The sequence below is a fragment of the Micromonospora sp. A202 genome, assembly GCF_006715105.1.
GTDB classification, from domain to species: domain Bacteria; phylum Actinomycetota; class Actinomycetes; order Mycobacteriales; family Micromonosporaceae; genus Micromonospora; species Micromonospora zamorensis.
The window spans coordinates 462,334-480,120 of sequence record NZ_VFMP01000001.1 but is presented as its reverse complement, the minus strand read 5'-3'; the positions used below and the strand labels follow the sequence as shown (position 1 = coordinate 480,120).

The window sequence follows — 17,787 nt, the reverse complement described above, 5'->3', positions numbered from 1 at the left end:
CGTGGGTACCGGAAACCCATGGGCGTACGGATTGCGCAGTGCACACTAGACGTCGAGGACATTGACCTGATGGTGTCGTTCTGGTCGGCGGCCCTCGGCTACGACATCGAGCAGGGCGACGACGGCAGCGCCAAGCTGTGGCCCCCGGGCGGCCCGTCCGCCACGGCGCCCACCCTCTGGTTGCAGGGCTCCGGCACCGGCAAGCGGGGCAAGAACCGTCTGCACCTCGACCTGGTCGCCGACACCGACCCGCAGACCGAGGTACGGCGCCTGATCGACCTCGGCGCACGCCATGTCGACATCGGTCAGACCGGATCCGAACAGTTCACGGTGCTCGCCGACCCCGAGGGCAACGAGTTCTGCGTGCTGGACTCGGCACCGACCCGCTGACCGTCTCCCGGGAGTCGCCGCGACCCGCTGACCGTTCCCGGGGCCGTCACTTCGCGGTGAGCAGCGCCGCGATCCGGGTGAAGCCGGCGCGCACCTCGGCCTCGTCCGGCGGCTCCACCGGTTCGCCGTGCCCCGCCTCGTCGGCGGCGGCGTCCAACTCCTCGTCGATCACGTCCTCGAAGTCACCGTAGAGGTCGGCCCCCTCCACCTGGCGGGCCTCGTCCTCGGCGGCGACCTGCGCAGCGGCGATCTCACTGCGAATCTCGTCGGCCGACAGCGCCGGCAGCAGCGGCTCCACCACGGCCATCAGCTGCTCCTCGGCCACCACCGCCTCGGCCAGCGCCAACGCGTGCGGCCGCTCGTACGGCCCGCAGACCACCGGCTCCCACTCGTCGAGGTCACCGAGCGGACCGAAGGTGATGATCCACGGCAGGCCGAGAAGCGGTGAGTCCGCCGGCAGGTCCAGTGTCATGAGTGCGCCCACCGGCTCATCATGGTCCGCAAACGCGAGCCACGATGCCTTTCGGCTCAGTTACCGCCCGTCCGGCGGTCGATCAGCGGCCGGTCAGCCGGGGCGGGCGGCGTCCAGGGCGGCACGGACCAGAGCGAGCGCGGTGGCCGACGCCACACCGAGCCGAGCCGCCTCGGCCGCGTACCCGGCCGCCGCCCGCTGCAACCGGTCGACGGCGTCGTCCCGGCCAGGGGCGACGAAGGTGCCGTTGCGCCCCCGGGTCTCCAGCAGCCCGGCCACCTCCAACTCCCGGTACGCCCGGGCCACCGTGTTCGCGGCCAGCCTCAGGTCGGCGGCGAGCTGCCGGACGGTGGGCAGGCGGCTGCCGACCGGCAACCGGCCGTCGCCGATCATCTCGGCGAGCTGCCCGCGTACCTGCTCGTACGGGGGCACCGACGAGTCCGGGTCGACCGAGATCAGCACGTGGGCACCTTCCGTCATCAGCCCCCACCGCCCGGCGTACCGGGGTCGGTGTCCTCGTCGGCCGGTTTGGGCGGGGCGGCGGCCTCCGCCAGGTCCACCACCCGCCCGTTCGAACTGGTCGCGAGCAGCGCCGCACCGAACAACACCAGCTGATTGAGCAGGTAGAGGTAGAGCAGCAGACCAACGGCGCCAGCCACAACGGTGTACGCCGGATTCCGCTCGGTACGCACCACGTAGTAGCGCCCGACCGTGTTCAACAGCGTGATGCCGATCGCCACCAGCAGCACCACCGGACGAAGCCGGGACCGGCTCATCCGCAGCCGGGGCACCGCGAGGAGCAACGCGGTGGCGAGCACCGCGTTGACCAGCACGCTGAGCACCGCGCTGATCGTGGTCAGACCGACCGACCCGGTGCTGCGCAACAGGAACCGCAGCACCGACTCCAACGCGTCCACCGCCGCCACCGAGACGCCCAGCAGCACGAAGATGCCGATCATCACGCCCAGGTCGACCAGCCGCCGGATCACCAGGTTGCCCGGCTGCTGGTTGAGTGAGTACATCAACCGTTGCGAGGACCGGATCGCCTCCACCCAGCCGATCCCGGTGAAGACCAGGATGACCAGGCCGACCACACCGACCGTGCCGCTGGAGTTGGCGATCTGCTCGGCGTCCAGGAACGGCAGATTCTCCTTGAGGAAGTCAGCCGCCGCCGCGCTGACCTCGTCGTTGTCCTCCAGGATCGCGCCGAAGATGGAGTACGCGACCAGGGCGAGAGCGAACACCGCGAAGAAGCCGTAGTAGGCGATCGCTGCGGCCAACCGCCCGGCCAGCACGTCGGCGTACAGGGCGCCGGCCCGCCAGACGTGGTCGAAGAGGCCAGACCGGCGGCGCGCGGCGCTCACCCAGCGGTCGATGCCCGCCTCGATGCGGCCGATCACGTTCACGCGATCATCCTCGCCGATCTCCCACCGCCGTCGTGGCAACCGGCTCCCGAAGCTCACCGATCGGCGCGTCGCCGACGGCTCAGTCGCCGAGGCGGAAGTCCCGACGCGGCTGCCACCGGGCCTCCCCGCTGTGCGAGAAGAGGGTGAACGCGTCGACCTCGAACATCGCGGAGAAGTCGGCCAGGTCCTCGTACACCTTGTCCAGGGCCTCCGGCGGCACGTCCTGCGCCACGGTGACGTGCGGATGGTACGGGAAGCGCGCCTGCCGTTGTAGACCTGGTGCCGCGGCGATCGCGGCGGCCAGCAGTTCGCACTCGCTGATCCCGGCGGCCACCGCGACGAACACCACCTGGGTGACCGGACGGAACGTGCCGGTGCCCCGCAGGTGCAGCGCGAACGGCAGGTGCCCGGCGGCGACGGCGGCCAGGTGCCGCTCGACAGCGGGCAGGTTGGCCGTCTGGATCTCGGTGGGCCCGAGCAACGTCACGTGCGCGGGCACCGCGAGCGGGTCGCCGGCCTCGACGCGCCGCCGGGTGAGCTGGGCACCCCACGGCTCGGGAATGTCCACCGCGATGCCGATCTGGATGGTGTCGCCGGTCGGCGAAACCCCGCCACTGCGATCCACGCTTCGCGCCGCCCCTCCGGCCACCGACCCGTCCACCTGTCCCGCGAGCTACTCGCCACGAACGGGCGGGAAGAACCCCACCCGCTCGTACGCGGACCGCAGGGTCGTCGCGGCCACCGCGCGGGCCTTCTCCGCGCCGCTGGCGAGGAGCTTGTCCAGCTGCGCCGGGTCGTCGAGGTAGCCGCGGGTGCGCTCCTGGATGGGGCGGACGAAGTCCGTGACGACCTCGGCCAACTCCTTCTTCAGGTCGCCGTAGCCGCGGCCCGCGAAAGCGGCCACCAGCTCGTCGATGCTCCGACCGCTCAGCGCCGAGTGGATGGTCAGCAGGTTGGACACACCCGGCTTGGTCTCGGTGTCGAAGACGATCTCGCGACCGGTGTCGGTGACCGCCGACTTGATCTTCTTGGCGGATCGGGCCGGGTCTTCCAGAAGGTCGATGATGCCGGCCGGCGAGGACGACGACTTGGACATCTTCGCCGTCGGGTCCTGAAGGTCGGTGATCTTGGCGGTGTCCTTCACGATGTGCGGCGCCGGGATCGTGAACGTCTGGCCGAACAACGAGTTGAAGCGCTGGGCAAGGTCCCGGGAAAGCTCCAGGTGCTGCCGCTGGTCCTCACCGACCGGCACCGCGTTGGCCTGGTAGAGCAGGATGTCAGCGGCCTGCAGGATCGGGTAGGTGAACAGCCCGACGCTGGACCGGTCGTTGCCGTGCTTCTGCGACTTGTCCTTGAACTGGGTCATCCGGCTGGCCTCACCGAAGCCGGTGATGCAGCCGAGCACCCAGGCCAGCTGCGGGTGCTCGGGCACCTGCGACTGCACGAACAGGGTGCTGCGATCCGGGTCGAGCCCGACCGCGAAGAGCTGGGCGGCGGCCACCCGGGTCCGTTGGCGCAGCAGCGCCGGGTCGTGCCCCGCGGTGATGGCGTGCAGGTCCACCACGCAGTAGAACGCGTCGTGGGTCTCCTGGAGAGCCACCCAGTGCCGTACCGCGCCCAGGTAGTTGCCGAGGTGGAACGAGTCGGCCGTCGGCTGGATACCGGAGAAGACGCGGGGGCGGGCGGGAACGTCGGACATGGCGATAATTCTGTCAGCAACCAACCGGGTCCGTCATGACGGGCCGGCGGGTCGGCCGCGGCCCGCCGATGTCGGGCTGCTGACCTCGCGTGGTTCGCCCGCGCCGACCCGGCGCGTCGGCCCGACCGCGACCCGGCGCTGCTGTCCGCCCACGGCCTCCCGCGCCGGCCCGGAGCCGCCGCCCCGAGCCGCCACGCTGTCCGGCTCGTGGCGCTGCCCGGCGTCCGTCTGGTGGCGTTGCCCGCCGTCGGGTTCTAGGCGTTGCTCGGCTGGGACGGCGGAGACCGCGAGCCGGGCCACCCTGCGGCCATCCAACGCGAGCACCCGCAGCAGGCAGCCGCCCGTCGTGCCAACCGGGTCGGGCACGTCGCCCTCGTCGGGTTCACCGGGCACCGGGACCTCGTCGCCGTCCACCGGAAGCCGGCCCAACGCGGCCATCACGAACCCACCAACCGTCTCGTACGGGCCGGCGGGCAGTGCCATCCCGGTCCGTTCGGCGAAGTCGGCGAGGTTGAGACGGCCGTCCACCACGGCGGGCAGGCCGGCGCGCACCGGATCCGGCGTGGCGTCGTACTCGTCGTGGATCTCGCCGATCAGCTCCTCGATGAGGTCCTCCAGGGTGACGATCCCGGCGGTGCCGCCGTACTCGTCGACCACCACGGCCAGGTGCTGGCCCTCTCGACGCATCTCGGTCAGTGCGGGCAGCACCCGCTTGCTCCCGGGGAGCCGCTTCACCTCCCGGGCCAGCTGACCGACGGTGACGCACGGGTCGGCGTCCGGGCGCAGCAGCACGTCACGGAGGTGCACGAAGCCGACCACGTCGTCGTGGGTGCCGTCGGTGACCGGGTAACGGGTGTGCGTCTCGGCGCGGACCAACCGGGCGGCCTCGGCGATGGTCAGCCGCGCCGGGAGGAAGACCACTTCGGTGCGCGGCATCATCACCTCGCGGATCAGGCTGGCACCGGCGACCAGGACCTCGTCGATGATGTGCCGCTCGTCCGGGTCGAGCACCGTGTTCGCCGCGACTAGGTCCCGCAGTTCGGCTTCGGAGATGCGCTCCCGGCCGGCTGCCGGGCCCGCCCCGAGCAGATCGGTGACGAGTCGGGTGGCACCATCGGCGGCGCGGACCAGCACCCGGGCGACGGCCCGGGCGAGCGGCCCGGGGTCGCGGCGGGGCGGCACCCGCACGCGTCGCCGGAGCCCGGTACGGGCCGCTTCCCGCATGACAGAGATGGTAGACACCGTTGGCCCGTCGCACCGGGGATCACGCGACGCGGACCACAGATGTTCGGGTCTGTTTAATCGTGAGAGATTATGATGGGATGGGGATGAGGACGGCGTCGGCGACGGTGCCGGCCGTCGTCTTAGGGTGATCACGAAGGGCCACGTCCCGGGCGGGCCAGGCAGGAGGCAACGACGTGAAACTGCTCGTCACCGGGGGCGCCGGCTTCATCGGCAGCGTGGTGACCCGGATGCTGCTCGACGCGGGCCACCAGGTCGTCGTCCTGGACGACCTGCGCACCGGTTACCGCGAGGCGCTCGCGCCGGACGCTACCCACGTGCAGGCGTCCATCCACGACGCCGCCCGCATCGTCACCCCGGACGCCGGCTTCGACGGGGTGCTGCACTTCGCCGCCCTGATCGCCGCCGGGGAGTCGATGGTCAAGCCGGAGCTGTACTGGCAGAACAACACCGTCGGCACGCTCGCCCTGATCGACGCGGTCCGGGCCGCCGGGGTGCCCCGGATGGTCTTCTCCTCCACCGCCGCCGTCTACGGCAACCCCACCGAGCTGCCCATCGGCGAAACCGCGGTCAAGGCGCCCACCAACACGTACGGCGCCACCAAGCTCGCCGCCGACATGGCGCTCACCTCGGAGGCCGTCGCACACGGGCTGGCCGCCGTCTCGCTGCGCTACTTCAACGTGGCCGGCGCCCACCTCGACGGTGACGTCTCGCTCGGCGAGCGGCACGACCCGGAGACACACCTTATTCCCATCGCGTTGGAGGTCGCCGCCGGCCGGCGGGAGAAGCTCCAGCTCTTCGGCGACGACTACCCCACCGTCGACGGCACCTGCGTCCGCGACTACATCCACGTCGCCGACCTCGCCCGGGCACACCTGTTGGCGTTGGGCGCCGCCACCGCGGGCCAGCACCGCATCTACAACCTCGGCAACGGCAACGGCTTCAGCAACCGCCAGGTGGTCGACGTGGTCCGCGAGGTCACCGGGCAACCCGTGCCGGTCGAGGTCGCGCCGCGCCGCGAGGGCGACCCCGCCGAGCTGGTCGCCTCCTCCGCCCTGGCCCGCGACGAGCTGGGCTGGGTGCCCGAGAAGCCGACCCTGCACGACATGGTCGGCGACGCCTGGGCGTTCTACCGCGCGCACGTCCTGGAGCGGTCATGACCAACCCCACCGGCGACGTCGCCGAGCGGGCCGCCGAGGGTTTCACCAAGCAGTACGGCGGCAAGGCCACCGGCCGCTGGGCGGCTCCCGGCCGGGTCAACCTGATCGGCGAGCACACCGACTACAACGAAGGGTTCGTGCTGCCCTTCGCGCTGCCGCTGCGGACCGTGGTCGCCGCCGACCGACAGGACGGCGACCAGTGGACGGTCTGGTCCGAGCTGTCCGGCGAGACGATCACCTTCGGCGCGGACGACATCGCCGAGCCAGGGCGGGTGACCGGCTGGGGCGCGTACGTCGCCGGGGTGGTCTGGGCGCTCCGCGAGGCCGGCCACCCGGTGCCGGGTGCCCGCCTGGCGATCGCCTCGGACGTGCCGCTGGGCTCCGGTCTCTCCTCCTCGGCCGCGCTGGAGTCGGCCGTGCTGGCCGCGCTGCTCGACCTCGGCGGGCTGGAGCTCTCCCCCGAGCTGCAACCCCGGCTGGCGCAGCGGGCGGAGAACGTCTACGTGGGCGCGCCGACCGGCATCATGGACCAGTCCGCGGTCATCCGCTGCCGCGCCGGGCACGCCCTCTTCCTGGACTGCCGAGACGAGTCGGTCGAGCAGATCCCCTTCGACCTGGACGCGGCCGGGCTGGCGGTGCTGGTCATCGACAGTCGAGCGCCGCACCGGCACGCCGACGGTGAGTACGCTGCCCGGCGCCGCTCCTGCGAGGCGGGTGCCAGCGCACTCGGGGTCACCGCGCTGCGGGACGTGGGCGTCGACCAGCTCGACACCGCGCTGGCCCAACTCGACGACGAGGAGACCCGACGACGGGTCCGACACGTGGTCACCGAGGACCAGCGCGTACTGGACACTGTGGCGCTGCTCCGCGCCGCCCGGGTCCGCGACATCGGCCCGCTGCTCACGGCATCGCACGTCTCGATGCGCGACGACTTCGAGATCACCGTGCCGGAGATCGACACCGCGGTCGAGGCGGCGTTGGCGGCCGGCGCGTTGGGTGCCCGGATGACCGGCGGCGGCTTCGGCGGCTGCGTTCTCGCCCTGGTCCAGGCCGACCGAGCCGACGAGGTCGCCGCAGCCGTCACGGCCGCGTACGCCGAGCGCGGTTTCACCGCCCCCGGCACCCTGACGGTCGTCCCCGCCCCCGGAGCAACCCGCCTCCCCTAACCCACCCCACCCCCACCCCACCCCCACCCCCACCCCACCCCCACCCACCCACCCACCCCGCCGGGGTTGATCAAGAGGTTTGCGTCAGAATCCGCGCTCGGACTGACGCAAACCTCTTGATCACCGGACGGGGTGGACAGGGGGTGGGGTGGGGTGGGGCGGGTCGGGGTGGGGTTCGGTTAGCTGGCTTCGACGATCATGGCGGCGCCCACCGTGCGGTTGGTGCTCTCGTCGATGATGACGAAGCCCCCGGTGGTGCGATTACGCCGGTATTCGTCGGCCAGCAGCGGCACCGTCGTCCGCAGCCGCACCCGACCGATCTCGTTGAGCCGCAGCTCGTCGGCCGACTCGTCACGGTGCAGCGAGTTGATGTCCAACCGGTAGTGCAGCCCGCGCACGATGGCCCGCGCCGACCGGGTGGTGTGCTTGATCGCGTACCGGGCGCCGACCCGCAGCGGTGCCGTCTCGTCCATCCAGCAGACCATCGCCTCGATGTCCTGGGCCACCGCAGGCGCGTTGTTCGGACGGCAGATCAGGTCACCCCGCGAGATGTCGATCTCGTCGGCCAGTCGTACCGTCACCGACATCGGCGGGAAGGCCTCCGCGACCGGCCCGTCGGCGGTCTCCACCGCGGCGATCCGGCTGGTGAAGCCGGACGGCAGCACCATTACCTCGTCACCCGGCTTGAGCACGCCGGAGGCGACCTGACCGGCGTAACCGCGGTAGTCGGTGACAGTTGTCGACTGCGGGCGGATCACGTATTGCACGGGGAACCGGACGTCGACCAGGTTGCGGTCGCTCGCGATGTGCACCCGCTCCAGGTGGTGCAGCAGCGACGGGCCTTCGTACCAGGGCATGTTCTCCGAGCGGGCGACGATGTTGTCGCCGCGCAACGCGGAGATCGGCACCACTGTCAGGTCCGGCGCGTCGAGCTTCGCGGCGAACGCGGTGAACTCGTCGGCGATCCGCTCGTAGACCTCCTGCGACCAGTCCACCAGGTCCATCTTGTTGACACAGAGGACCAGGTGCGGCACCCGCAGCAGCGAGCACAGGAACGCGTGCCGGCGGGACTGCTCGACCAGGCCCTTGCGCGCGTCCACCAGGATCAACGCCAGGTCGGCGGTGGACGCCCCGGTGACCATGTTGCGGGTGTACTGGATGTGCCCCGGGGTGTCGGCGATGATGAACTTGCGGCGCGGGGTGGCGAAGTACCGGTATGCCACGTCGATCGTGATGCCCTGCTCCCGCTCGGCGCGCAGACCGTCGGTGAGCAGGGCCAGGTTGGTGTATTCGTCGCCACGGGCCGCGCTGACCGCCTCGACCGCCGCCAGCTGGTCGGTGAAGAGCGACTTGGTGTCGTAGAGGAGCCGGCCGATCAGGGTCGACTTCCCGTCGTCCACGCTGCCTGCGGTGGCGAACCGCAGCAGGTCCATAGCCCGGGCCTCCGGCCCGGCCCCGGTAACAGCCCGGGCCTCCGCATTCGCGGACGCCACGATCTCGGTGCTCATCAGAAGTAGCCCTCCCGCTTGCGGTCCTCCATGGCGGCCTCGCTGACCCGGTCGTCACCACGGGTCGCGCCGCGCTCGGTGATCCGGGTGGCCGCCACCTCCTCGATGACCTTCTCCACGGTGTCCGCGTCGGATCGGACCGCGGCGGTGCAGGAGGCGTCGCCCACGGTGCGATAGCGCACCTGCGCCTTGAACCGCTCCTCGCCCGCCCGGGGCCGGAAGAACTCGTTGACCGCGTAGAACATGCCGTCCCGCTCGATCACCTCACGCTCGTGCGCGTAGTAGATCGAGGGCAGCGGGATGCGTTCCCGGGCGATGTAGTGCCAGACGTCCAGCTCGGTCCAGTTGGACAGCGGGAAGATCCGGATCGACTCGCCGGGGTGGTGGCGGCCGTTGTACAGCGACCACAACTCCGGTCGCTGGTTCTTCGGGTCCCACTGGCCGAACTCGTCGCGGAAGCTGAAGACCCGCTCCTTCGCCCGGGCCTTCTCCTCGTCGCGGCGGGCGCCACCGAACAGGGCGTCGAAGCGGTGCTTCTCCACCGCGTCGAGCAGCACCGGTGTCTGGATCCGGTTGCGCATGCCGTCGCCGGACTCGCGGACCATGCCGCTCGCCAGGGCCTCCGGCACGCTCGCGATTACGAGCTGCAACCCCAGCTCGGCGACCCGCTGGTCACGGTATTCGAGGACCTCGGGGAAGTTGTGCCCGGTGTCGACGTGCATGACGGGGAAGGGGATGTTGGCCGGGGCGAACGCCTTCTGCGCCAAGCGCAGCATGACGATCGAGTCCTTGCCGCCGGAGAAGAGCAGCACCGGGCGTTCCATCTCGGCCACGACCTCGCGCATCACGAAGATGCTCTCCGCCTCCAGGGCGTCCAGGTGGGAGACCCGGTACGCCGCGGGGGTGGTCATGACTCCGGCTCGATTCGCTCGCTCATCCGATTTCCAGACCTTTCCGGTCGGACATGTCAAGAAAGTGCGCTCAGGCTACCCGGAATGTCTCTGCAGCGCTGCAAGCAACCGGGTGGCGAGATCCTTGCGGCAGACCAGGAGGTCCGGCAGGCGCGGATCCGCCTCGTTGTATCTCAGCGCAGATCCGTCGATCCGGGAAGCGTGCAGTCCGGTGGCCGTCGCCACAGCCACCGGGGCAGCCGAGTCCCACTCGTACTGCCCACCGGCGTGGATGTACGCGTCCACCTCGCCGGTGACGACGGCGGCGATCTTCGCTCCGGCCGAGCCCATCGGCACCAGGTGCGCCCCGACGTCCTCGGCCAGGTCGGTGAGGAAGACCGGCGGCCGGCTCCGGCTCGCCGCGAGGCGGATCTTCCGCTCGCCGGCCGTCGCCGCCTCCACCGTCATCGGCGGGTACGCCGGCGGGTAGTCAGTGCCCAGCACCCGGTGCTGCGCCGGCAGCCCCACGGCCCCGGCGACCAGCCCGTGCGGGCTCGGCGCGCGACGCGCCCAGAGCGCCACGTGCACCGCCCAGTCTGAGCGGCCCTCCTCGGAGAACTCCCGGGTGCCGTCCAACGGGTCGATGATCCACACCCGGTCCGCAGTCAACCGCGACACCGCTCCGGTGTTCACCTCCGCCGCCCAGGCCAACCGCGAGCCCTCGTCCTCCTCGGAGAGCACCGCGTCACCGGGCCGCCACTTCGCCAGCTCCGTGCGGATCAGGTCGTGCGACACCTTGTCCCCGGCCGACTTCAGCGCGCCGGCGTCGGCGAAACCCATCTCCGTCCGCAGGTCGAGCAACGCCTGCCCGGCCCGGGACGCCAACCATCGGGCGAACGCGCCATCGATCATCGGAGGACTCGTCATCTGTCCGCTCCCGTCGCCTCGCCGCGACCCGTGCCCGCACGGATCGATTCGCCGCGACCCGCGTCGCCGGTCGCGGCACGCCGAAAGGCGCAGACTACCGGCCCGCCGTTTCCGATCCGGTACGCCCCGCCCGGCCAGAGACTGTCGGGAAGTCTCTAGCTGCCGTGGTAGAGGTTCTGCGTCGGCTCCACGCCCTTGACGATCACCGACTCCACCACGTCGGCGGCCCGGTCCACCAGGAAATCCACTTCCTTGCGCTCTGCCGGGCCAAAATCCGACAGTACGTAGTCCGCCGGATCCTGCCGCCCCGGCGGTCGACCGACGCCGAACCGCACCCGGGCGTAGTCCTTCGTGCCCAACGACTTCGACATCGAACGCAGGCCGTTGTGCCCGCCCTCGCCGCCACCGAACTTGATCCGCACCTGACCGAACTCGATGTCCAGCTCGTCGTGCACCGCGATCACCTGCGACGTCGGCACCTTGTAGAACTGGGCCAGAGCCGCCACCGGCCCACCCGACAGGTTCATGTACGTCAGTGGCTTGACCAGCACCAGCTTCGGTCCACCGAACCCCAGCCGCGCCTCGGCCACCTCGGCCACCGCCCGCTTGTGCCGCCCGAACCGCACGCCGACCCGCCCGGCCAGCAGGTCAGCCACCATGAACCCGACGTTGTGCCGGTTCCCGGCGTACTCCCGACCGGGGTTGCCCAGGCCGACCACCAACCACGGCCACGCCTCGTCCGTCACGACCCTGTCCCTCCCGACGTCCATCCCACCGACTCCCGATACGCCGACAGGCGCCCCCGAACATCCGGGGACGCCTGTCGCACAGTACGAACCGATCAGGCCTCGGTGCGCGCCTCGGTGGTCTCGGCAGCGGTGTCCGCGCCCTCGGAGCCCTCGGTGGTCTCGCCGACCTCGGCCTCGGCCTCGTCGGTGGCAGCCTCGACCTCGGGCAGCGTCGCCTCGAGCTGCTCGGCGGTGGGGGCGGCGGTGATCGACGCGACGGTCAGGTCCGAGTCGACGGCCAGCTCGACGCCGGCCGGCAGCTTGACGTCACCGGCGGTCACGAGGGTGCCCGCCTCCAAGCCGTCGATCGAGGCCTCGAGGTGGTCCGGAACCTTGGTGGCGTCGGCGGTCACCGAGAGGGTGTCGTGGTCGTGCACGATCAGGGTGTCCCGTGCGGCCTCGCCGGTCAGCTGAACCGGAACGTCGACGGTGACCTGCTCGCCCCGACGAACCAGGATCAGGTCGACGTGCTCGAAGGTGTCGCGGATCGGGTCCCGCTGGATCGCCTTCGGCAGTGCGAGCACCTGGGTGCCGTCGGTGATGTCGATCGCGAAGAGCTGGTTGGCACCGCCCTTGCGGATCGCGGCGGCGAACTCCCGGGACGGCAGCGAGATGTGCTGTGGCTTCTCGCCGTGGCCGTACAGCACGGCGGGCACCTTGCCGGCCCGGCGGGTACGGCGGGCACCACCCTTGCCGAACTCGGTGCGGGGCTCGGCGCTGATCTTTACCTCGGACACGGGGAAACTCCTGATGCTTTTCGCTGCGGCGGCTTGTCGTCTTGCGGTGCTGGGGCGAGGGGCTCGCTGGGGCTCATGCGTCATGAACGACTGCCCGGAGCACCGCGTCGATGACGGTGCCTCCGTGCGGCGCTTCTCAGCGGCCCGCCGGGCACCCTCGCCGTGGCAACCGCACCAGTCTACCCGAGCTGTTTCCAGGGTTTCCGGCAGTCCCCGTTCACGGCTCCAGACCGGCGCGTCGGTGGTCCTCCCACCAGCGCGCCGGCCCCGTTTCCACCAGTTTGACAGCCCCGCCCCCACCGGCGCGGCGAGTGGCGGAAACGGGGCTCACCGACGCGCGATGCTCAGCTCAGGCCGCCGAAGAGGGTCGTCACCGAGCCGTCGTCGAAGACCTCCCGGATCGCCCGCGCCAACAGCGGCGCGATCGACAGCACGGTCAGCTTGTCCAACTGCTTCTCCGGCGGAAGCGGCAGGGTGTTGGTCACCACGATCTCGCTGATCGAGCTGTTCTTCAGCCGCTCCGTGGCCGGGTCGGACAGCAGCGCGTGGGTGGACGCGACCACGATCTCCGCCGCCCCCGACTCCTTCAGGATGTCGGCGGCCTTGGCGATCGTGCCACCGGTGTCGATCATGTCGTCGACGATGAGGCAGACCCGGCCCTCGACCTCGCCGACCACCCGGTTCGCCACGACCTGGTTCGGCTTCATCGGGTCACGGGTCTTGTGGATGAACGCCAGCGGGCAACCGCCCAACCGGTCGGTCCAGCGCTCGGCCACCCGCACCCGGCCCGAGTCCGGGGCCACCACGGTCATCGGCCGGCCGGCGTACTTGTGCTCCACGTACTCGGCCAGGATGTCCATGGCGAAGAGGTGGTCCACCGGGCCGTCGAAGAAGCCCTGGATCTGTGCGGTGTGCAGGTCGACGGTGAGGATGCGGTTCGCGCCCGCGGTCTTCAGCAGGTCCGCCACCAGCCGGGCCGAGATCGGCTCCCGACCCCGGTGCTTCTTGTCCTGCCGTGCGTACGGGTAGAACGGCAGCACCACGGTGATCCGCTTGGCCGACCCCCGCTTCAGCGCGTCCACCATGATCAGGGTTTCCATGACCCAGGTGTTCACCCCGTGCGTGACGGACTGCACCACGAAGGCGTCCGAACCACGCACCGAGTCCTTGAACCGTACGAAGATCTCGCCGTTGGCGAACTCGTACGCGTCGGCCGGGGTCGGCGCGACGCCGAGCACCTCGCCGATCTCCTTGGCCAACTCCGGAAAGCCACGTCCGGAAAAGAGCATCAGGCTTTTGCGGTTTTCGGCGACGATGCTGCCCATGGGCCCGTCTGCTCCCGTTTTGTCGGCGGTACCCGACCCGGTGGTGGTGGGTCGGGGACTATTCGGTTGCAGTATCTCCCGTGCCGGATGCGCCGCCCACCGTCTCGGTCACCCCGTGGATTGCCTCACTGTCGCTTGCGGTGCCGGGTGTCACGACGCACCCTTCGCGTCGCCGTTCGGCTGCGCACCCTTCGCGTCCTGGGCCCGCTGTGCCGCCTCGGCCGCAGCCGTGCCGGCGCGACGCTTCACGACCCAGCCCTCGATGTTGCGCTGACGTGCGCGCGCCACACCCATCGCGCCCGCCGGGACGTCGTCGACGATCACCGAGCCGGCGGCGGTGTACGCCCCGTCACCCACCTCGACCGGCGCCACGAACATGTTGTCCGCACCGGTGCGCGCGTGGCTGCCGATCACGGTCCGGTACTTGTTGACGCCGTCGTAGTTCACGAAGACCGACGCGGCGCCGATGTTGGTCTGCTCGCCGATCGTCGCGTCGCCCACGTAGGTCAGGTGCGGCACCTTCGAGCCGGCGCCGATCTGCGAGTTCTTCACCTCGACGAACGTGCCGACCTTCGCCTTCTCGGCCAGCCGGGCCGCCGGCCGCAGGTACGCGTACGGCCCGACGCTCGCGCCCGCGCCGATCTCGGCGCCGACGGCGTGACTGCGGACCACCGACGCGTCGGGGCCCACGATTGTGTCGACCAGCGTGACGTCCGGCCCGATCAACGCGCCCTCGCCGACCACGGTGCCGCCGCGCAGTTGGGTGTTCTGGTCGATCACCGCGTCGCGGTCCAGAGCCACCGTCACGTCGATCCAGGTGGTCGCCGGGTCGAGCAGGCTCACCCCGGTACGCATCCACGCCTCGTTGACCCGATCGCGCAGCAGCCGGCGCAGCGTCGCCAGCTCCACCCGGTCGTTGCAGCCCAACGTCTCGACGTGGTCGTCGGCCATGTGCACCGCGACCGGCTCACCGACCGAGCGGAGCAGGCCGAAGACGTCGGTCAGGTATTCCTCGCCCTGGTCGTTGTCGGTGGAGAGTTTGCTCAGCGCCTCGCGCAGCCGTACCGCGTCGAACGCGTAGATGCCGGCGTTGATCTCCCGGATCGTACGCTGCGTCGCGTCGGCGTCGCGCTCCTCGACGATCTGCTCCAGGCGGCCGTCGGCGTCCCGGACGATCCGACCGAGCCCGGTCGGGTCGGGCACCTCGGCGGCCAGCACTGTGGCTGCCGCCGCGGCCTGCTCGTGCGCGGTCACCAGCGCGCCCACCGTCTCGGGTCGCAGCAGTGGCACGTCCCCGTTGATCACCACGACGGTGCCGGCGCCGTCCGGGACGGCGTCCAGGGCGATCCGCACGGCGTGCCCGGTGCCGAGTTGCTCGGCCTGGAGCACCGGCGTGGCGTCCGGGGCGACCTCGCCCAGGTGGGCCCGGACCTGGTCGGCGCCGTGCCCCACCACGACGACGGTGCGGTCCGCGGCCAGCGGCGCGGCGGCGCTCAGCACGTGACCGAGCAGCGTCCGACCGAGCAGCGGGTGCAGCACCTTGGGCAGTGTCGACTTCATCCGCTTGCCCTCACCGGCGGCGAGAACGACGACGGTACGAAGGTGGGGCTGGGGCACGACGTGGCTCCCGTCGGGACGGCGGACACTCTCGCGGTCATGCTAACCGCGAGGCCCGGCCTGTCTTCCTCTTACCCCCACCGGCCCTTGAACAGGACGTAGATGGGCAGCTCGGCCGCCAGGGTTCGAACCTGAAATACGGGTACCAAAGACCCGGGTGTTGCCAATTACACCACGGCCGATCAGCGACGCGAGCACGTCGCATCAGGGGGATGAACATCCCGCCGCTACACCTTAGCGTCCCTGCCGTCGGACGCCATCGCTCATCCCGCCGCAGAGCGGGAGCGACCCGGGAGCGCGGGGCGAGAGCCTGCCACGCGGGCCCGCTGATCAACCCGGTTCCCAGAATGTCGGGGATTCCCGGGTGCCGGGACAGCGCACGTCGAGTCGCGTCAGTGGACGACGCCGCCCCACTCGCCCCGACGGCACCTGACCTGCGGCTTTCGACCGCCACGTGAAGAGCTTTCGAACTTCCTCGTGCGATCTACGGTGCCGTAAGTTACGGTGACGTAGGCGTAGCTTCGTGATCGTAACCATCCCCCTGCGAGGTCCCATGTCCACTGCTCTGCTCGATCCCAACACCGCCGGACCCGGCCCCAAACCACTCACCGACGGCAGCCAGTCCACCGGCATCCTGGCCGCCCTCTGGGCTTTCGTGGTCATCCCCTTCGTCGCCCTGCTGGTCGCCGTGCCGGTGGCCTGGGGCGGCTGGCTGGGCTGGACCGACGTGGTCATCGGCCTGGTCTGGTATGTCGTCTCCGGGCTCGGCATCACCGTCGGCTTCCACCGCTACTTCACCCACGGCTCGTTCAAGGCCAAGCGGTGGCTGCGGGTGTCGCTGGCGGTCGCGGGTTCCCTGGCGGTGCAGGGCGAGATCATCCAGTGGGTCGCCGACCACCGCCGACACCACGCGTTCTCCGACATGGAGGGCGACCCGCACTCGCCGTGGCGCTTCGGCACCAGCTTCTGGGCGCTGACCCGAGGCCTGTTCCACGCACACGTGGGCTGGCTGTTCCGCCGGGAGCTGTCCAACCGTGCGCGCTTCGCTCCGGACCTCATCGCCGACCGCGACATCAGCCGGGTCGACAAGCTCTTCCCTGCGCTGGTGGCCGTCTCGCTGCTCGGCCCCGCGCTGATCGGCGGCCTGGTGACCTGGTCGTGGCAGGGCGCGCTGACCGCGTTCTTCTGGGCCGGGCTGGTCCGGATCGGTCTGCTGCACCACGTCACGTGGGCGATCAACTCGGTCTGCCACGTCTACGGCGAGCGCCCGTTCGCGATGCGTCAGGGCGACCGCGCGTCCAACTTCTGGCCGCTGGCGATCCTGTCGTTCGGCGAGAGCTGGCACAACCTGCACCACGCCGACCCGACCAGCGCCCGGCACGGTGTCCTGCGGGGCCAGGTGGACATCTCCGCCCGGGTGATCTGGCTGTTCGAGAAGGTCGGCGCCGCGACGCAGGTGCGCTGGCCAAAGCCGGAACGCCTCGCCGCGAAGCTGGTGAAGCCGGTCGCACCCCACTAAAACCGGGCGGTGCTCCGACATGCCGCCTGGCAGGATGGCCGGGTGACCGAGCCACGCGGGGGGACCGGACGGCTCGGCAGACGGGGAGCCGGGCCCGATCCGGGTACGGTCGGACGGCGCGGCAGGGCGGTCGCACCGCCCGACAGTGAGGCGACGACGTGAACGGGCACAGCGGAGGCACCATTCCACGGCAGGGCGTCACCGAGCGCCAGCGAGGCGGCGACATGCCCGAGGTCAGTGACGGCGATGCCGGTGCCGGCGGCCGACGGGTGACGCCGCCGGCCCCGGCCGCGGCACCCAAGGCCAAACCCGCCTCCCGGGTCCGCATGTCGGCGGCCCAGCGGCGGGAGCAGTTGATCGCGACCGGCCGGCAGCTCTTCGCCGAGCGCGGGTTCGACGCCACCTCGATCGAGGAGGTCGCGGCCCGCGCCAAGGTCTCCAAGCCGGTGGTGTACGAGCACTTCGGCGGCAAGGAAGGCCTGTACGCGGTGGTGGTGGACCGCGAGGTCCGCGCCCTGCTGGACCGGATCACCACGGCGTTGACTGCCGGGCACCCCCGAGAGCTCCTGGAGCAGGCGGCGTTGGCCCTGCTGGGCTACATCGAGGAGGACGCCAGCGGCTTCCGGGTGCTGGTCCGCGAGTCGCCGCTGATGGCCGGCACTGCCAACTTCAGCAGCGTGATGAACGACGTGGCCCACCAGGTCGAGCACATCCTGGGTGCCGAGTTCAAGAGCCGGGGGTACGACCCGAAGCTCGCCGAGCTGTACTCGCAGGCGCTGGTCGGCATGGTGGCACTGACCGGGCGCTGGTGGCTGGAGGTCCGCAAGCCGCGTAAGGAGACGGTGGCGGCGCACCTGGTCAACCTGGCCTGGAACGGGTTGTCGCACCTGGAGGCGAAGCCGACGCTGATCACCAGCCGGCGCCCCTCAGCCCGATGAGCG

General features: G+C 70.8%; 16 protein-coding genes, 1 tRNA gene and 2 pseudogenes. 5 read left to right on the top strand and 14 right to left on the bottom strand.

Translation table 11 applies throughout. From position 1 onward, the window contains the following. Positions 1–18 precede the first annotated feature (18 nt). Entirely contained in the window at positions 19–390 is a 372-nt protein-coding gene (locus FBZ33_RS02355) for a VOC family protein (RefSeq protein WP_088951437.1), read from the top strand. A gap of 46 nt (positions 391–436) precedes the next feature. Here the strand turns inward: FBZ33_RS02355 and FBZ33_RS02350 are convergent, their stop codons facing one another. The 6 genes and pseudogenes from FBZ33_RS02350 to FBZ33_RS02325 form a co-directional block, all read right to left on the bottom strand. Continuing rightward, positions 437–874, bottom strand: a complete 438-nt coding sequence (locus FBZ33_RS02350; RefSeq protein ID WP_030486628.1) for a hypothetical protein — start codon at positions 872–874, stop codon at positions 437–439. A gap of 81 nt (positions 875–955) precedes the next feature. Continuing rightward, positions 956–1,342 carry a GntR family transcriptional regulator gene (locus FBZ33_RS02345; protein ID WP_141907844.1) on the bottom strand — a complete coding sequence of 129 codons (387 nt, stop codon included), beginning with the start codon at positions 1,340–1,342 and terminating at the stop codon, positions 956–958. Further along, a complete protein-coding gene (locus FBZ33_RS02340) occupies positions 1,342–2,268 on the bottom strand; it encodes a YhjD/YihY/BrkB family envelope integrity protein (protein ID WP_099850398.1) in 927 nt (308 codons plus the stop codon). Before FBZ33_RS02340 ends, FBZ33_RS02345 begins: the two co-directional genes overlap by 1 nt. A gap of 79 nt (positions 2,269–2,347) precedes the next feature. After that, positions 2,348–2,917: a 2'-5' RNA ligase family protein gene (locus tag FBZ33_RS02335; protein ID WP_172862155.1), complete on the bottom strand. Its 570-nt coding sequence runs from the start codon at positions 2,915–2,917 to the stop codon at positions 2,348–2,350. Between the two features lie 24 nt (positions 2,918–2,941). Further along, positions 2,942–3,967, bottom strand: a complete 1,026-nt coding sequence (gene trpS, locus FBZ33_RS02330) for a tryptophan--tRNA ligase (RefSeq protein ID WP_088951433.1) — start codon at positions 3,965–3,967, stop codon at positions 2,942–2,944. 216 nt (positions 3,968–4,183) lie between these two features. Continuing rightward, positions 4,184–5,191: pseudogene (locus tag FBZ33_RS02325) on the bottom strand (hemolysin family protein); the annotation flags it as partial. A 194-nt stretch (positions 5,192–5,385) separates the two neighbouring features. Here FBZ33_RS02325 and galE point away from each other — a divergent pair. Both galE and galK read left to right on the top strand, forming a co-directional pair. Further along, positions 5,386–6,369, top strand: coding sequence for a UDP-glucose 4-epimerase GalE (gene galE / locus FBZ33_RS02320; protein ID WP_141907843.1), 984 nt, complete (start codon positions 5,386–5,388; stop codon positions 6,367–6,369). Then, positions 6,366–7,535 carry a galactokinase gene (galK, locus tag FBZ33_RS02315; protein WP_141907842.1) on the top strand — a complete coding sequence of 390 codons (1,170 nt, stop codon included), beginning with the start codon at positions 6,366–6,368 and terminating at the stop codon, positions 7,533–7,535. Before galE ends, galK begins: the two co-directional genes overlap by 4 nt. 179 nt (positions 7,536–7,714) lie before the next feature. On the opposite strand, the gene FBZ33_RS02310 is transcribed toward galK, so the two are convergent. The 8 genes and pseudogenes from FBZ33_RS02310 to FBZ33_RS02275 all read right to left on the bottom strand — a co-directional run bounded on the left by FBZ33_RS02310 (position 7,715) and on the right by FBZ33_RS02275 (position 15,509). Next, positions 7,715–9,043 carry a sulfate adenylyltransferase subunit 1 gene (locus FBZ33_RS02310; protein WP_141907841.1) on the bottom strand — a complete coding sequence of 443 codons (1,329 nt, stop codon included), beginning with the start codon at positions 9,041–9,043 and terminating at the stop codon, positions 7,715–7,717. After that, positions 9,043–9,954 carry a sulfate adenylyltransferase subunit CysD gene (gene cysD / locus FBZ33_RS02305; protein WP_088951429.1) on the bottom strand — a complete coding sequence of 304 codons (912 nt, stop codon included), beginning with the start codon at positions 9,952–9,954 and terminating at the stop codon, positions 9,043–9,045. Before cysD ends, FBZ33_RS02310 begins: the two co-directional genes overlap by 1 nt. Before the next feature lie 75 nt (positions 9,955–10,029). After that, the gene (locus FBZ33_RS02300) at positions 10,030–10,860 is read right to left on the bottom strand and encodes an inositol monophosphatase family protein (RefSeq protein WP_099850392.1); all 831 of its coding nucleotides are present in this window, start codon (positions 10,858–10,860) and stop codon (positions 10,030–10,032) included. Between the two features lie 155 nt (positions 10,861–11,015). After that, positions 11,016–11,630, bottom strand: a complete 615-nt coding sequence (gene pth, locus FBZ33_RS02295; RefSeq protein ID WP_370452950.1) for an aminoacyl-tRNA hydrolase — start codon at positions 11,628–11,630, stop codon at positions 11,016–11,018. Between the two features lie 71 nt (positions 11,631–11,701). Beyond that, positions 11,702–12,385, bottom strand: a complete 684-nt coding sequence (locus FBZ33_RS02290; protein ID WP_141907839.1) for a 50S ribosomal protein L25/general stress protein Ctc — start codon at positions 12,383–12,385, stop codon at positions 11,702–11,704. 344 nt (positions 12,386–12,729) lie between these two features. Beyond that, positions 12,730–13,710, bottom strand: a complete 981-nt coding sequence (locus tag FBZ33_RS02285) for a ribose-phosphate diphosphokinase (RefSeq protein ID WP_030329105.1) — start codon at positions 13,708–13,710, stop codon at positions 12,730–12,732. 58 nt (positions 13,711–13,768) lie between these two features. Beyond that, positions 13,769–15,270: pseudogene (gene glmU, locus FBZ33_RS02280) on the bottom strand (bifunctional UDP-N-acetylglucosamine diphosphorylase/glucosamine-1-phosphate N-acetyltransferase GlmU). Positions 15,271–15,437: 167 nt separating this feature from the next. Beyond that, positions 15,438–15,509: transfer RNA gene (locus FBZ33_RS02275), tRNA-Gln, on the bottom strand. A 371-nt stretch (positions 15,510–15,880) separates the two neighbouring features. Between FBZ33_RS02275 and FBZ33_RS02270 the strand changes: the two genes are divergently transcribed. Both FBZ33_RS02270 and FBZ33_RS02265 read left to right on the top strand, forming a co-directional pair. Continuing rightward, entirely contained in the window at positions 15,881–16,846 is a 966-nt protein-coding gene (locus tag FBZ33_RS02270; RefSeq protein WP_141907837.1) for an acyl-CoA desaturase, read from the top strand. Positions 16,847–17,070: 224 nt separating this feature from the next. Further along, complete coding sequence (locus tag FBZ33_RS02265; RefSeq protein WP_088952186.1) at positions 17,071–17,784, top strand: TetR/AcrR family transcriptional regulator; 714 nt, start codon at positions 17,071–17,073, stop codon at positions 17,782–17,784. The last annotated feature ends 3 nt before the right edge of the window (positions 17,785–17,787 follow it).

Excerpts from the sequence above, each read along its gene's own strand:
- FBZ33_RS02345 (WP_141907844.1), bottom strand. The coding sequence starts at position 1,342 with ATGACGGAAGGTGCCCACGTGCTGATCTCGGTCGACCCGGACTCGTCG.
- FBZ33_RS02265 (WP_088952186.1), top strand. The coding sequence starts at position 17,071 with ATGCCCGAGGTCAGTGACGGCGATGCCGGTGCCGGCGGCCGACGGGTG.
- cysD (WP_088951429.1), bottom strand. The coding sequence starts at position 9,954 with ATGACCACCCCCGCGGCGTACCGGGTCTCCCACCTGGACGCCCTGGAG.
- FBZ33_RS02300 (WP_099850392.1), bottom strand. The coding sequence starts at position 10,860 with ATGACGAGTCCTCCGATGATCGATGGCGCGTTCGCCCGATGGTTGGCG.
- FBZ33_RS02355 (WP_088951437.1), top strand. The coding sequence starts at position 19 with ATGGGCGTACGGATTGCGCAGTGCACACTAGACGTCGAGGACATTGAC.
- galK (WP_141907842.1), top strand. The coding sequence starts at position 6,366 with ATGACCAACCCCACCGGCGACGTCGCCGAGCGGGCCGCCGAGGGTTTC.
- FBZ33_RS02285 (WP_030329105.1), bottom strand. The coding sequence starts at position 13,710 with ATGGGCAGCATCGTCGCCGAAAACCGCAAAAGCCTGATGCTCTTTTCC.
- FBZ33_RS02310 (WP_141907841.1), bottom strand. The coding sequence starts at position 9,043 with ATGAGCACCGAGATCGTGGCGTCCGCGAATGCGGAGGCCCGGGCTGTT.
- pth (WP_370452950.1), bottom strand. The coding sequence starts at position 11,630 with ATGGACGTCGGGAGGGACAGGGTCGTGACGGACGAGGCGTGGCCGTGG.
- trpS (WP_088951433.1), bottom strand. The coding sequence starts at position 3,967 with ATGTCCGACGTTCCCGCCCGCCCCCGCGTCTTCTCCGGTATCCAGCCG.
- FBZ33_RS02270 (WP_141907837.1), top strand. The coding sequence starts at position 15,881 with ATGTCCACTGCTCTGCTCGATCCCAACACCGCCGGACCCGGCCCCAAA.